General features: G+C 61.0%; 14 protein-coding genes. 2 read left to right on the top strand and 12 right to left on the bottom strand.

Annotation, left to right across the window (positions count from 1 at the left end; all coding sequences use genetic code 11):
- Positions 1-3: 3 nt before the first annotated feature.
- The 6 genes from FF80_RS00735 to FF80_RS00710 form a co-directional block, all read right to left on the bottom strand.
- On the bottom strand, positions 4-600 hold the full coding sequence (locus FF80_RS00735; protein WP_035096779.1) for an NAD(P)H-dependent oxidoreductase: 597 nt from the start codon (positions 598-600) through the stop codon (positions 4-6).
- Positions 600-2,000, bottom strand: a complete 1,401-nt coding sequence (locus FF80_RS00730) for an FAD-binding oxidoreductase (RefSeq protein WP_052153020.1) — start codon at positions 1,998-2,000, stop codon at positions 600-602. Before FF80_RS00730 ends, FF80_RS00735 begins: the two co-directional genes overlap by 1 nt.
- Positions 1,997-3,316 carry a cytosine deaminase gene (locus FF80_RS00725; RefSeq protein ID WP_035096777.1) on the bottom strand — a complete coding sequence of 440 codons (1,320 nt, stop codon included), beginning with the start codon at positions 3,314-3,316 and terminating at the stop codon, positions 1,997-1,999. Before FF80_RS00725 ends, FF80_RS00730 begins: the two co-directional genes overlap by 4 nt.
- 3 nt (positions 3,317-3,319) lie before the next feature.
- The gene (locus FF80_RS00720; RefSeq protein ID WP_081917120.1) at positions 3,320-4,183 is read right to left on the bottom strand and encodes an ABC transporter permease; all 864 of its coding nucleotides are present in this window, start codon (positions 4,181-4,183) and stop codon (positions 3,320-3,322) included.
- Positions 4,180-4,944, bottom strand: coding sequence for an ABC transporter ATP-binding protein (locus FF80_RS00715; RefSeq protein WP_081917118.1), 765 nt, complete (start codon positions 4,942-4,944; stop codon positions 4,180-4,182). Before FF80_RS00715 ends, FF80_RS00720 begins: the two co-directional genes overlap by 4 nt.
- Before the next feature lie 133 nt (positions 4,945-5,077).
- Positions 5,078-6,088, bottom strand: coding sequence for an ABC transporter substrate-binding protein (locus FF80_RS00710; RefSeq protein WP_035097027.1), 1,011 nt, complete (start codon positions 6,086-6,088; stop codon positions 5,078-5,080).
- A gap of 211 nt (positions 6,089-6,299) precedes the next feature.
- Between FF80_RS00710 and FF80_RS00705 the strand changes: the two genes are divergently transcribed.
- Complete coding sequence (locus FF80_RS00705; protein WP_035096774.1) at positions 6,300-6,689, top strand: Rid family hydrolase; 390 nt, start codon at positions 6,300-6,302, stop codon at positions 6,687-6,689.
- Between the two features lie 10 nt (positions 6,690-6,699).
- Positions 6,700-7,491 carry a creatininase family protein gene (locus FF80_RS00700; RefSeq protein WP_035096772.1) on the top strand — a complete coding sequence of 264 codons (792 nt, stop codon included), beginning with the start codon at positions 6,700-6,702 and terminating at the stop codon, positions 7,489-7,491.
- Positions 7,492-7,609: 118 nt separating this feature from the next.
- On the opposite strand, the gene FF80_RS00695 is transcribed toward FF80_RS00700, so the two are convergent.
- The 6 genes from FF80_RS00695 to FF80_RS00670 are packed head-to-tail and all read right to left on the bottom strand — an operon-like array spanning position 7,610 to position 13,657.
- Entirely contained in the window at positions 7,610-8,446 is an 837-nt protein-coding gene (locus tag FF80_RS00695) for an MBL fold metallo-hydrolase (protein ID WP_035096770.1), read from the bottom strand.
- Positions 8,447-9,229, bottom strand: coding sequence for a TatD family hydrolase (locus tag FF80_RS00690; protein ID WP_035096769.1), 783 nt, complete (start codon positions 9,227-9,229; stop codon positions 8,447-8,449).
- 2 nt (positions 9,230-9,231) lie between these two features.
- The gene (gene metG, locus FF80_RS00685; RefSeq protein WP_035096768.1) at positions 9,232-10,782 is read right to left on the bottom strand and encodes a methionine--tRNA ligase; all 1,551 of its coding nucleotides are present in this window, start codon (positions 10,780-10,782) and stop codon (positions 9,232-9,234) included.
- A complete protein-coding gene (locus tag FF80_RS00680; protein ID WP_052153019.1) occupies positions 10,779-11,807 on the bottom strand; it encodes an AAA family ATPase in 1,029 nt (342 codons plus the stop codon). The genes metG and FF80_RS00680 overlap by 4 nt, the downstream gene beginning before the upstream one ends.
- Positions 11,804-12,490 (bottom strand): dTMP kinase, encoded by a 687-nt coding sequence (gene tmk, locus FF80_RS00675; protein ID WP_035096767.1) that lies wholly within the window; start codon positions 12,488-12,490, stop codon positions 11,804-11,806. The genes FF80_RS00680 and tmk overlap by 4 nt, the downstream gene beginning before the upstream one ends.
- 21 nt (positions 12,491-12,511) lie before the next feature.
- Positions 12,512-13,657: a D-alanyl-D-alanine carboxypeptidase family protein gene (locus FF80_RS00670; RefSeq protein ID WP_244445669.1), complete on the bottom strand. Its 1,146-nt coding sequence runs from the start codon at positions 13,655-13,657 to the stop codon at positions 12,512-12,514.
- Positions 13,658-13,661 lie beyond the last annotated feature (4 nt).

Below are 13,661 nucleotides of genomic sequence, written 5' to 3'. Positions count from 1 at the left end.
AGTCTAGAACTTGCCGATCTCGCTGCGAACCGTCTGAATAAACCCGGTGAGCTGCTCCGGCGTGCAATTGTTCATGTCGTAAAGTGCCAGGTATTTCGGTGGCAACCGCCCCCGGAACGTGGCCCAACCCCAGCGGCGGGCGATGCGGCGCGGCGGATCGCCCATGAGCATGGTGCGCCAGCGATTGCCGCCATAGGTGGTGATGAAGGCGGCCTTCTTGATGTTCGTCAGGTTTGGAACCAGCCGCCCCCGATCACCGCCACCCTCCATCACAAAGGACACGCCCGGCAGGAAGATGCGGTCGAAATATCCCTTTAGAATAGCCGGATAGCCGTAGTTCCATACAGGATGCACGAAGACAATGGCTTCCGCTGCGCGCAGGCGATCGACGTAGGGTTTGACCGCCGGGGTCAGATTACCGGGCACTTCGTGATAGTTGAGGCGCTCTTCCCGGCTCAGCACAGCGTCGAACTGTTCGTCATAGAGATTGAGGGCATCGACCTCATGGCCATTGGCGGTCAGCTCGTCCACCACGGCGTCGAACAGGGCCCGGTTGAAGCTGGTTTCTACCGGATGGGCATGGATGACATGGACGCGCATCAGGCAGCATTCACCGGATTGAGGCCGTCGAACAGCCAGACGCGGCCGGCATTGAAATCGAAATCCGGATCGTCCCAGGCGATCATCTTGCCGGGGTTGAGCATGCCCTTCGGGTCAGCCTCGCGCTTGAAATCGAGCTGCTTCTGATCGGTCCGCTTCATGCCGCCTTCCTCAAGCGTATAGCGATGCGGATTGAACACGTGGCAGCCATTTTCCTCGTGGATGCGGATGATCTGCTCGAGCCGTTCTTCGGTTGTGTAACGCACCAGCGGCAGCCCGCCATACATGACCACGCCATCCTGCCGGCCGACCTCTATATGCATGGGCAATTCATCGCCCAGGATCGAAATGATTTTTTCGACATGGGCGACGGTGGGGTAGCGGGTCTGCAGATAGGTGATGGTCGGATCGACCTTGAGCGCGCGCAGCGTCGTGTGGTTCCACGCCAGCTCGTAGACCGGAGGCAGGCGCTTGAGTTCTTCGGCGCTGGCCTCGTCGGAGCGATAGAGCATCTCGCCCTTATGGTGGGCCACGAACAGCGTCATTGCATCCACTGCCACGGGTGCCACCATCAGCAGCACGACGGACTGGCCATCGCGGATATAGGGCTTGTGGCGGTTGAAATAGTCCTGCGGGATCGGGGCTGCGCAGGGGGCCACTTCCTTGACCAGCAGCCCATCCTGCAGCGCGACCGCGCCACCAAAGCGGCATGCCTCGATGAAATCATCGAAGCCGACAATCATGTCGACCCAGTCATGCGCTTGGGTCAGGGGCATTTCCGCCTCGACGATAATGCCATTGGTGCCATAGGCATGGGCGACCTTGAGGATGTCTTCACCCACGAGATCCAGCTCGCGCGGGTTCTCCTCGCAAGTGATGACCTTCACCCCCAGAATGCTGCCTATATTGCGCAAGCCGCCCCAGCGCACAGAACCGACGCCACCCGAGCCGCCGGCGATAAAGCCGCCAATGCTGGCCATGCGGTAGGTCGAGGGGTGAAAGCGTAACTCGCCGTTTACGGCTTCGCGGGTCTGGTGATCCATCTGCTCAAGCACGGCGCCGGCCTGGGCGCGGACACGGTCCGGCTTGATCTCCAGAACCTTGTCCATATTCATCAGATTGAGCATGGCGCCGCCCGACAACGGCATGGCCTGGCCGTAATTGCCCGTGCCGGCGCCGCGCGGGGTGATGGCGATGCCATGACGGAACGCGGCAGCGAGGACGGTTTTCACCTCCGCATTGGAGCGCGGCGACACCACGATTTCCGCTGTCACATGATCGAGCTTGGCCTTCAGTATCGGGGAATACCAATAGTGATCGCGGCTGCGTTGCTGGACGATGCGAGGATGATCTTCGACAGGGATATCGCCAAGGTCAGCGCGGAAATCTGAAATGCTCATGCTTGTCGTCCCATCAGGTCGTCGAGTTCACGATAATCGGGCAGGGTGGTGTCGATGGCCGAGCCGCTGCGCAGCACGACGCGATCGGTTTGCGGCCGGGACATCAGCTCGGTCCAGGTGCGGGCGCGGAAGAGCACCAGCTCGGCAGGAAGCCCCGCGCCGATCGTGCCGGAATAGGTGAAGCCACCAATGGCCGCCGGCTCGGCGCTGACCGAGCGCACCCAGGTAAAGGCATCGGCCTGCGGATGGTCGAAATGCAAAATCCGCGCACCTTCGCGCAGCACTTCAAAGCCATCGAGATCGCCATAGGCATAGAACGGGTCGCGGGTGTTATCCGATGCGATAGCAACTGGCACCCCGGCGGCTTTGAGTTCATTGAGCAGGGTAACGCCACGCCAACGCGGGGTGCGCACGCCGCCGACATTGCGGCGATCCTGCAGATACATGTTGCAGATCGGCAGCGAGACGACGGCAATGCCCGCCTGCGCGACGCGCTCGATGGTTGCCATGGCCGTCGCTTCGGGCTGAATGGCAATGGCGCAGCAATGCCCCGCCGTCACCTTGCCGGCAAAGCTGGTCTCGATCACCGCGTCGGCCAGGCTTTGCAAGGCGTCGGCGGCAGGATCGCCGGTTTCATCGATATGCAGGTCCACATCAAGGCCGAAGTCGCCAGCCATTTCAAGCAGCGCGCGCATGATGGCTGGGTTGTCGGGGTGAACACCCGTGGAGCCACCCAGCAATCCGTTGGCCGCCTTGGTGCGCGTGGCGACGGCGCGCAGATTGTTCCGGTCGAGGATATCGTCCGGGCCAATCAGCGACACGGCCTGCAGCTCGATCCGGCTAGCCCAGCGCTCCCGTACCGTCTCCAAAATGCTCCAGGAAATCTCGTGTTGCGGCGGGGCACTGTCGATATGGGTCCGTACAGCGGCCGTTCCGTGGGCCCAGGCGCAGCGCAGGGCGAAATCCATGCGCCGCTCGACATCGGCCGCCGCCCAATTGGCATTGCGATCCTCGCCGACGGCCACCAGGGCGCCAAGCCAGGTGCCGTCCGGGTTTTCCTTGCGCGGCCAGATGTGGCCCTTGTCGAGATGGGTATGCAGATCGACAAAAGCCGGGAGCGCAATGCCATGGTCGAGATCGATACGGTCCGGCCCCACTGACACGTCGCCAGCGGCCGCAATGCTGACGACCTTGCCGTCGGCAATCTCGATATCGACAAGCACCAGCGCACCGGAAGCGGGCTCGCCCATCACGGCTGCCGGCACGTTTGCATTGGTCAGCACATAACGGCCGGTCGAAGGAATAGTGATCGTCAAACCTTAATTCTCCCGCTTGATGGCGCTCTCGTGCCAGCGATGCAGCGTCAGCCAGGAGATGAATGAAGTCAGCCCAAAAATGGCGATGCCAGTGCCGCAGAGCATCAACAGGGCAACGAAGAGGCGGGGCAGATTGAGCCGGTATTGGCTTTCCAGCAGCCGGAACGCCAGCCCCGCACCCTGGCCAGCAGATCCAGCAGCGAACTCGGCGACGACTGCAGCGATCAGCGACAGGCCGCCACCGATCCGCAGCCCGGCCATGAAATAGGGCATGGAGGTCGGAATCTTGAGATAGAGCAGCGTCTGCCATGACGATGCGCCGTAAAGTTCAAATAGATTCAATAGGTTATGGTCGACACTTTTGAGGCCCTGCGCCATGTTGGAGAGAATTGGGAAGAAGGCCACGATAAAGGCGCAGATGAGCAGGGCGGTCTGGGTATCAGGCGCATAGATCAGTAATAGCGGCGCGATGGCGATCATCGGCGTTACCTGCAGGATCACCGCGAAGGGAAACAGCGCCAGTTCCAGAATGCGCGACTGCACTAGCAAGATCGCCAACCCCACGCCGCCAATCAGCGCGAGAGCCAAGGCCATGAAGGTGATCTTGAGGGTGACAAGCAGGGCAGGCCAGAGTGTGGCGGAATCGGTGAAGAGCGCGATGACCACATCGACCGGCCCCGGCAGCAGATATTTGGGAATCCCGTTGATCGTGACCACCAAATGCCAGGCCAGGATCGCCAGTGACAGGGCCAGAACGGGGATGACGACGCGCAGTACTTTCTCATTCGTGCTGGAGCGCGGGAGCAGGGCGGCCACGGCAGCATCGGTGCCAGCCTCAGCCACGGCTATGGTCTTGATCTGGTTCATGATGCGATCTCCGCGGCGTGGATGGCGCGTTGCAGCGCATCCGAAACGGTCTGGCAGGTCTGCCGGTAGCCCTCGGAATTGCGATAATCGTGATCACGAATGGCAGGCTGGGCAATCTGCATGTCAGTGAACACTTGGCCCGGCCGCGCCCGCATCACCACGATACGGCTAGACAGATAGGCGGACTCGTAGACCGAGTGCGTGACGAAAATCACCGTCATACCGAATTGCTGCCATAGCCGCAGCACGTCGTCATTGAGCTTCTGGCGGGTGATTTCATCGAGCGCGGCAAAGGGCTCATCCATCAACAGCAGCTTGGGCCGCGTGACGATGGCGCGGGCAATTGAGACACGCATGCGCATACCGCCGGACAGTTCGCGGGGATAGGACTTGGCGAAATCAGCCAGACCGACGCTGGCCAGCCCTTCCATAATCCGCTCACGCGCATCCGCTTTGGAGACGCCCCTGAGCTTGAGCGGCAGGTGCACATTGTCGAACACATTGGCCCAGGGCATCAGGGTAGGGTCCTGAAAGACAAACCCCACATCGCCTTCGGGCAGGCCCTTGGTGTTGATCTTGGACGACGGCCAATCGATGCTGCCCGAACTTGGCGCACCCAGTCCCGCGATGATGCGCAGGGCCGTCGACTTGCCACAACCGGAGGGGCCAAGCAGCGAGATGAACTCGCCGCCCTTCACATCCAGAGACATGTCCCTGAGGGCCAGCGTGCCGTTGGAGAACACTTTGGTGACGTTGCGCATCGAGACGATGGCGCGGGGAGATTCGACCTCGGGAGGACGAGCGGCGACGGCTGATGTATCGGTCAATATCGGAACCCGGACTAGGGTCAAAACAGCGCGGGCGGGATTGCCCGCGCCGATTGATCGCGCGGTGCTATTCGGCCTTGGCCAGTTCCAGACCCACGCCCTTGCAGACGAAAGCGGTCGAGAACGACTTGGAGATATTGATACCGGCTTCATAAACGCCGGCCTTGACCATCATGTCATAAAAAGCCTGCCAGCGCTCCTCCGTCATGCAGCCAATGCCCTGGGTCTCGGCTTCGCCGGAAACGACCACGCCATATTCTTTCAACTTGGCGATCGAGAAGGCGATCTGACCGTCAGTCATCTCCGGATTGTCCTTCTTGATCAGATCATTAGCGGCGGTATTGTCACCATAAAGGTAATTGTACCAGCCGATAATCGAGGCATCGACGAAGCGCTGCACCAGGTCGGGATTGCTGTCGACGATCTCCTGCCGCGTTTCAATCGCGGTGGAGTAGGGGTCGTAACCGAAATCGGCGAGCAGGTAGATCTTGGGCGCCCAGCCGGTCTGGCGTTCGATCTCGTACGGCTCGGAGGTCAGATAGCCCTGTTGCACAGCCAGCGGATCGGCAATGAACGGCGCCGGATTGAAGGTGTATGGCTCGTACTTGTCGTCGGAGAAGCCGTCCATTGTCGACTTCATCCAAGGCCAGAAGCCGCTGAACAGGCTGTCCTTACCCAGGATCATCTTGCTGGCGCCTGACAGGCTGGCCAGATCGGTGAAGGGCGCATCGGGATGAGCCAGCAGAATCTGCGGGTCTTTCTGGAAGATCGCCGCAACCGTGACGACGGGAATGCCGCGCGACACCGAGTCGATTGTCCCCATGCCGCCCATGTAGAAATCCAGCTGACCGGCAACCAAAAGCTGACCATTGGGCGCTTGCGGGCCGCCCTGGCGAATGGTCACGTCTAGACCGTACTTGGCGTAAGTGCCATCCGCGACGGCCTGATAATAGCCGCCATGCTCGGCCTGGGCGAGCCAGTTGGTGCCGAACGTGACCTTGTCCTGGGCCGCGGCGGCGCCAGCCAGGGCTCCAAAAATCAGGACCGACGATGAGACGAGTTTGATAATATCGTGCATTTTGCGCTCCCCGGCATGGCTATGAGCAGCCACGACCAATTTCTGTGCGACCGCGTCGCTTGCGCAATTGTTGGCCCGGTCTGCGCCCGTTGTGAAGCCAAAAAATGAGCAGCCCAACAAAATGCCTGCCATGCATGCAAATTTGTGCAGTTTGGACTAGGCAAGCGATTTACCGGAGGCTAGCATCGCCACCTCAAGGAAGTTTTCGACCATGGCGACGCCCCTCTCTCCCCACCAGATTCATCCGCCTTTCGCGCCCTATAGCCACGGCATTGTCGTGCCGCCCGGGCAGCAGTTGGTGTTCTGCTCCGGCCAATTGGGCATTGCCGCCGACAAGACGGTTCCGCCCGACTGTGCGGGCCAGGCGCGCATCTGTTTCGACAACATCGCCGCCATTCTGGGCGAGACCGGCATGAGTCTGGCCAATATCATCCGCATCAACGCCTATGTGACGGGCAGGGAGCATCTGCCGGACTATATGGGCGTACGCAACGTGCTGTTTGCCGAGCCTTATCCCGCCTCGACCCTGATGATCGTTTCCGGCTTTGCCCGGCCCGAATTCGTCGTCGAAATCGAAGCCATTGCCGCTGGCCCAGCGTGAGGACTTTTCTATGACGCGCAAGATCTGGTGGACCGACTTTTCGGCGTCCGATTTCAACACTGTCGATCCGGCCAAGACCATTGCCGTGCTGCCCATCGCCGCCATCGAGCAACACGGGCCCCATCTGCCGGTGGGCACGGACACGATCATCAACCAGTCGATGATGGAACTGTTGGCGGCGCGCGCGCCGGCTGAACTGGACATCCGCATCCTGCCGGTTCAGGCCATTGGCAAGTCCAACGAACATATCTGGGCCAAGGGCACGCTCAGCCACAAGGCAACCAATCTGATCGACGGCTGGACGCAGATTGGGCTGGAAGTGGCGCGGGCAGGGGTCCGCAAGATCATTTTCGTCAATTCGCACGGCGGCAATGAAGAGATCATGGGCATCGTGGCGCGTGAATTGCGGGTCCAGGCCGGCATGTTGGCCGTCAAAAGTGGCTGGCGCTTCACACCGCCCGACCTGCTGGGCGACGTCGAGCGCCGCCACGGCATTCATGGCGGTGACGCCGAAACTTCGCTCATCCTGCATTTCCGGCCCGATCTGGTCGATATGAGCCGCGCCGAGAACTTCGTCTCCATCGCCGCACGCGACGAGGCTGAATACAAATATCTGCGGCCCACAGGCGCATTCGGCCACACCTATGCGTGGATCGCGTCCGACATCAATCCGGGCGGCGCGGTCGGTGATGCGTCCATAGCAACGGCGGAGAAGGGCCGGGAGATCGCCGAGCACAACGTCGACGGCATGCTCGAAGTTCTGGCCGAAATCGAACGCATGCCATTACCAGGCAGTCGCTAGGCAGGCGGTGGGCCTCCTCGTCAGTGGGCCTTTGCCGCACATCTGTCATTCGCATAATATATATTATGGAACTAATTTGTGTCCGGAAGTCCAGGTTTTGCGGTCATCGCGGCCAAACCTACAGATTGAGGATGCGTCCAGACAGCAAGTCGATCTGCATGCCATCGAATGCCGGCGTGACGTTTCCTGGCGTCGAGGCGTCAGTTGCCCGGTAGTCGAGATCGATATGCATATTGGTCAATATGGCTTGGCCGGGCGCGAATTGGGCGATCAGTTCCAGGGTCTCGGGCAAGCTCAGATGGCTGGGATGCGGCGTTGGGCGCAACGCATCGATGACCCAGATCGACAGGCCGGATATCGCGTCGTGTGATTGCGGCGGAAATCCCGACAGATCGCAGCAATAGGCAAAGTCGCCAATACGAAAACCCAGCGAGATGATGTCGCCATGGGTCTGCTCGAAGGCCTGGACGGTGATAGAGCCGCCCGGCCCTTCGACCACGCATTCCGCATTTGGCGCGATCGTGTGAGCGCTGAGGATTGGCGGATAGGAACTGCCGGACGGCGCTGTGAAGCAGTAGCCGAACGCTTCGCGGAGGCGTTCGCCGGTGACGTGGGTGAAGTATACGTCGACCAGGCGACGATTGTGCAGCGCCAATACCCGCAGATCATCGATGCCATGGGTGTGGTCGGCATGCTCATGGGTATAGAACACCGCATCGACACGATCGACCTGGGCGTCGAGCAACTGCTCGCGCAAATCGCAGCCGGTGTCGATCAGCACCCGAGTGGGCTCACTGCTGTTCTCGCTCCAACCCTCGATGAGCAAGGAGCAGCGCCGCCGGCGGTTGCGCGGCTCGGCCGGGTCGCAATCGCCCCAGACATTGCCAATGCGCGGCACGCCGCCCGATGAGCCGCAACCAAGGATCGTGGCGATGACCCGTTGTGCAGCCGGCATCTAGACGCTCAAACCGGTTTTAGCGAAGAGCCGCGCAAAGTTCGCTGTGGTTTGCTGGCCCAGCGTCGCCAGATCAATGCCGCGGACTTCCGCCAGTTTCTCCGCCGTATGCCGCACGAATGACGGCTCATTGGGCTGGCCGCGATGTGGAATCGGCGCCAGATACGGCGCATCAGTCTCCACCAGATAGCGATCCGCCGGGACGATCTTGGCTACTTCGCGAATTTCCTCGGCATTTCGGAAGGTGAGAATGCCCGAAAACGAAATATAGCCGCCCAGCGCCAGTGCCCTGTTCGCCAAATTCGTTCCCGCCGTGAAGCAATGCAGAACAAAAGGGAAGGCCCCCTGCCCGCTTTCTTCTTCGAGAATTGCCGCCATATCGTCATCAGCCGAGCGGCTGTGGATAACCAGTGGAAGACCTGTGGATCGTGCCGCTGCGATGTGACGGCGCAGGCCGGTTGCCTGTGCCTCGCATGGCGCATTGTCATAGAAGTAGTCGAGCCCGGCTTCACCGATCGCAACGCAGCGCGGATGGGCCGAAAGCCGGATCAGATCCTCGGTTTGAATATGCAATTCCTGATCCGCATTATGCGGATGCGTGCCGACCGAGCACCAGACGTTCGGGAAACGTTCCGCGATGGCCGCGTATGTGGAAAAGTTATCCACACGTGTGGATATCGTCACCATGCCATCGACGCCCGCCGCCGCCGCGCGCGCCATCACCCCGTCGATATCACCGGCCAAGGCCTCGAAGTCGAGATGGCAATGACTGTCGATCAACATCGTCAGGATGCCTTGCGCTCGAGTCGCGCGAAAACGCCTTGGGGTACCGGCAAAGCCGCGCCGGCCTGCAGCCCATTGGCAAGCTGCGCGGCCACCAGAGTGCGTTCCTCAGCCGGGACAGCCAGTTGATCGAGGATCGCATTGGCCGATTTCGGCACGAAAGCGAGCAGCGGAATGGTCAGCCGGCGAACCACATCCGCCGTCCGATAGAGCACCGAGCCCATACGCACCGCGTCGGTCTTCTTGAGCGCCCACGGCTCCTGGGCCGCGAAATAGTTATTCGCCGCACTCAGCGCCGCGATGATCGCGCCGGCCGCCTCATGCACCAGTTGGCCATCCATGGCCCGCTGTGCCTCGGCCAGTGCCAGATCGACCTCGGCGACAAGGGCCTCGTCGTCCGGCGTCGCCCCGGCATATTCCGGTACCAGGCCATCGCAGTTCTTGTTGATCATTGACAGCGAACGCTGCGCCAGATTGCCCAGATTATTGGCAAGATCGGCATTGACGCGGTTGACCAATTTATCGCGGCTATAATCGCCATCCTGCCCGAAAGACACTTCGCGGAGCAGGAAATAGCGCAGCTGATCGACGCCGAATTCCTCAGCAAGTTCAAACGGATCGACCACATTGCCGAGCGACTTGCTCATCTTCTGGCCGTCCACGGTCAGGAAACCATGCGCAAACACGCGATGCTGCACATCGATACCCGCGCTCATCAGGAAAGCGGGCCAATAGACGGTGTGGAAACGGATAATATCCTTGCCGACCACATGCAGATCGGCCGGCCAAAACTTCTTGAAGAGTGTGCTCTGCTCATCGGGGAAACCCAGGCCGCTGATATAATTGGTCAGCGCGTCGACCCACACATACATCACATGCCCAGGTGCGCCCGGCACGGGAACGCCCCAATCGAACGTGGTGCGGGAAATCGACAGGTCCTTCAGGCCGCTTTTGACGAAGGAAATGATCTCATTGCGCCGCTCCCTGGGCGCGATGAAATCCGGATTGCTCTCGTAGAGATCAAGCAGCTTCTGCTGATAGGCCGACAGGCGGAAGAAATAGGTCGGCTCTTCGACCCAGTTCACCTCGGCGCCGGATGGGGCAAAACGCTTGCCATCCTTTTCCGTCAGCTCGTCCTCGTCGAAATAGGCTTCGTCGCGCACCGAATACCAGCCCTTATAGGTCGACTGGAAAATGTCGCCATTATTGCTCGCGGCCATTTTGGACCAGATCGCCTGGCTGGCTTCGTGGTGACGCGGCTCGGTGGTGCGGATAAAATCGTCGTTAGAGATGTCCAACAGCTCGGCCAGCCGGCGGAATTCGCCGGAATTGCGATCGGCCAACTCGCGCGGGGTGACGCCCTGCGCTGCGGCAGTCTGCACCATCTTGATGCCATGCTCGTCAGTGCCGGTCAGGAAATAGACTTCGCGGCCTTCCAGCCGCTTCCAGCGGGCGATGGCGTCGGTCGCGATCATCTCATAGGCGTGCCCGATATGGGGCGCTCCATTGGGATAGGAGATCGCTGTGGTGACGTAGAAGGGCTTTGCGGTCATCGTGGCTCGGCGGAAACGGGAACAGTCAGTGAAACATGCTTTCTGATCGCATCGAAAATGGCGGCCAGCGTCTGTTTCATGTCCAGATTGATGCTGTCGGCCTCGGCGAGCAGGGCGTGTGCCTTGTCCCATAGCTCGTTGGCGGAGGCAAGGCGCTTGCGGGCGCCTGTCTGCATGGCCGCATTGCGGGCTTCGTCGGCCATCCAGTCGTCCAGCATTTCGCGGGCAAACGACAATTCGGTGCTTTGCGCATCGGCGCCCAGGGCATCCGCCAATTGCAGGCTCACACCGGCCGGATGACGCAGCGGATCGGCCAGCCAGGCCTGAAGCGCGCCCAGAGCCGAGCCTTCCTCTAGCGCCAGCGTTTCAAACGCCCTGCGCGGCCGTCCGCCAGCAAGCGCAACGGCCCGCTGCAACTCGGCCTCGCCCAAGGCATCGCCCTGCTCCATCAACACCGCAGCGACGTCAGCATCGGAAATCGGCCGAAGCGCCAGATTGTGGCAGCGCGATTTGATCGTGGGCAGGAGCTGTCCCGGGCGGTGCGACACCAGCAGAAATGTCGTGTCCGCGGGCGGCTCCTCCAGCGTTTTCAGCAGGGCATTGGCGGCAGATGGGTTGCAATCGTCGATACTGTCGATGATGGCGATCCGGTGTCCCGCCCTGCCCCGCGTATGATGGAGAGAATCGCGCACCTCGCGGACGTCCTCGACGCGGATAACTGTGTAATAACCCTTGCCGTCCTTGGGGCGGCGGCGCAGCAGGAAGAGGTTGGGGTGCGACATTGCCGCCACCTGCTCCTCGACGCGCTCCGCCCCCTCATCGCCCGTCGCCACCAGAATTGCAGCGGCGATTTCAAAGGCGAAGGTGGCTTTGCCGATGCCCTGCGGGCCATGCAGCAGGATAGCGCCCGGCAAGCGGCGTTCGGCGATATTGGCGAAAATGGCATTGCGTGCCGCGTCATGCCCGCGCGCCCGCTGGCGCCGCTCAGGCAGCGGTACGTCTTCGATGGCGTCGGGGTCGCTCATGCCTGCGAACCACGCAGCAGTTCGGGAAAGCGTTGGCAAACCGCGTCCCAGATGGCCGTTTCCAAGGCATCGGCGCTCTGTTCCGCAGTGATCACGATACAGCGGTCCGGATTGTTGCGAGCAATTTCAAGGAACCCGTCGCGCAGCCGCTTGTGCCAATCCAGGTCCTCCTTCTCGAAACGGTCGCCCGTCTGGGCCAGACCGTCTTCGATAGCGCGCAAGGCCACGCGCTTGAATGCGGCTTCGGGGTCCATATCCAGTATGATCGTCAGATCCGGGGTATGCCCATCAAGCGCCAACGTTTCGAGCCCGCGGATAAGTTTGTCATCGACCCCGCCGGTCAGCCCCTGATAGGCGCGGGTCGAATCGTGGAAGCGGTCGCAGATCACCCAGGTACCGGCCTGCAGGTTGGGTTCGATCAGTTGCGTGACGTGGTCGAGTCGTGCCGCGGCAAACAACACGGCCTCGGCGCCGGGGCCCCAGCTCTCCGAGCGTCCTTGCAGGATGAATGAGCGGATCGCTTCTGCACGTGGTGTGCCGCCCGGCTCGCGGGTGCGCATGGCTTCGATCGACAGGCGGTGCAGATTAGCCAGCAGGCGCTTGACCTGCGTCGATTTGCCGACGCCTTCGCCACCTTCGAAGGTGATGAAGCGGGCACGGTTGGTTTTTGGCGCTTCCAGCATCAGCCAGTCTTTATCCCAGTCTTAGAGCCAACCCAAGGCCAGCTGCTTGAGCGCATCGGTCGCGCGGCGCACGATGCCGCCCTGCTCTACCGTTTCGGCAGCGAAAAGCGGCGCGGTCTGCACCAGTTGTTCGTCGCAGAACACGCGCAATTCTGCAACCTTGTCGCCCGCATTGACCGGCGGCATTAACGGCCCCGTATAGACCACCGATGCGCCAAGGCATTTACGCGACCCGCGCGGCAGGTAGAGCGCAATTTCGCCATCTCCAACCAAGCCGACACTGCCGCTGGTACCGCCGTAGACATTGGCATAGGCCACCACAGCGCCATCGGCATAGGCTGCAACACGCTCAAAAGCCCGTGCGCCCCAGGTGATCAGCTTGCGCCCTTCTTCGGCGCGTTCGGCCATGGATTTGAGGCCATGCACCACAGCAATCAGCCGCCGCCCGCCATGATCGGTGGAGATCACCGAGCCATAGCCGGCCGCTTCGGTGTGGCCGGTCTTGAGGCCATCGACGCCGATCCCCAACTCGACCAATGAATTGCGGTTGGCCTGCTTGATGCCGTTCCACTCCATCTCAGGTTCGGAGAAATAATGGTAATATTCGGGGAAATGATGGATCAGGTAGCGCGCCAAATCGGCTAGGTCCCGCGCCGTTACATGCATGCCGGGGTCCGGCAAACCGGTTGAATTGGTGAAAACCGAATTCTCGAGTCCGATATCTTCCGCCAGCTCGTTCATCATCGCAGCAAAGCTGGTTTCTGAGCCAGCGATGCCCTCGGCCAGAACGATGGACGCATCATTGCCGGATTGGACGATTACCGAACGAATGAGATTTTCGACGCTGATCTTGGAGTTCAGCTCCGCGAACATGGTCGATCCTCCGGAGGCCGCACCGCCCGTGCGCCAGGCGTTTTCGGAGACGAAGAATTCGTCACTCATCCTGACGCGACCGGCCCGCACCTCGTTGAAGACGACGGCGATGGTCATGAGCTTGGCCATGCTGGCCGGCTCCATTGGCAGGTCGGCGTCTTTCTGGAAAATGACGGTGCCGGATTCCTCATCCATCAGGATGGCAAACCTGGCTTTGGTGTCGAAATTGGCTTGCGCGAAAGCCGGCGCAGTCAGCGCCAGCAGGAGGATAAGAATTTGCGCTATCGGTTTCACGAAC

This window comes from Devosia sp. LC5, from assembly GCF_000735585.1.
Taxonomy (GTDB): Bacteria; Pseudomonadota; Alphaproteobacteria; order Rhizobiales; family Devosiaceae; genus Devosia.
The sequence above is the reverse complement of the archived record's forward strand: the minus strand, read 5'-3'. Positions and strand labels throughout refer to the sequence as shown.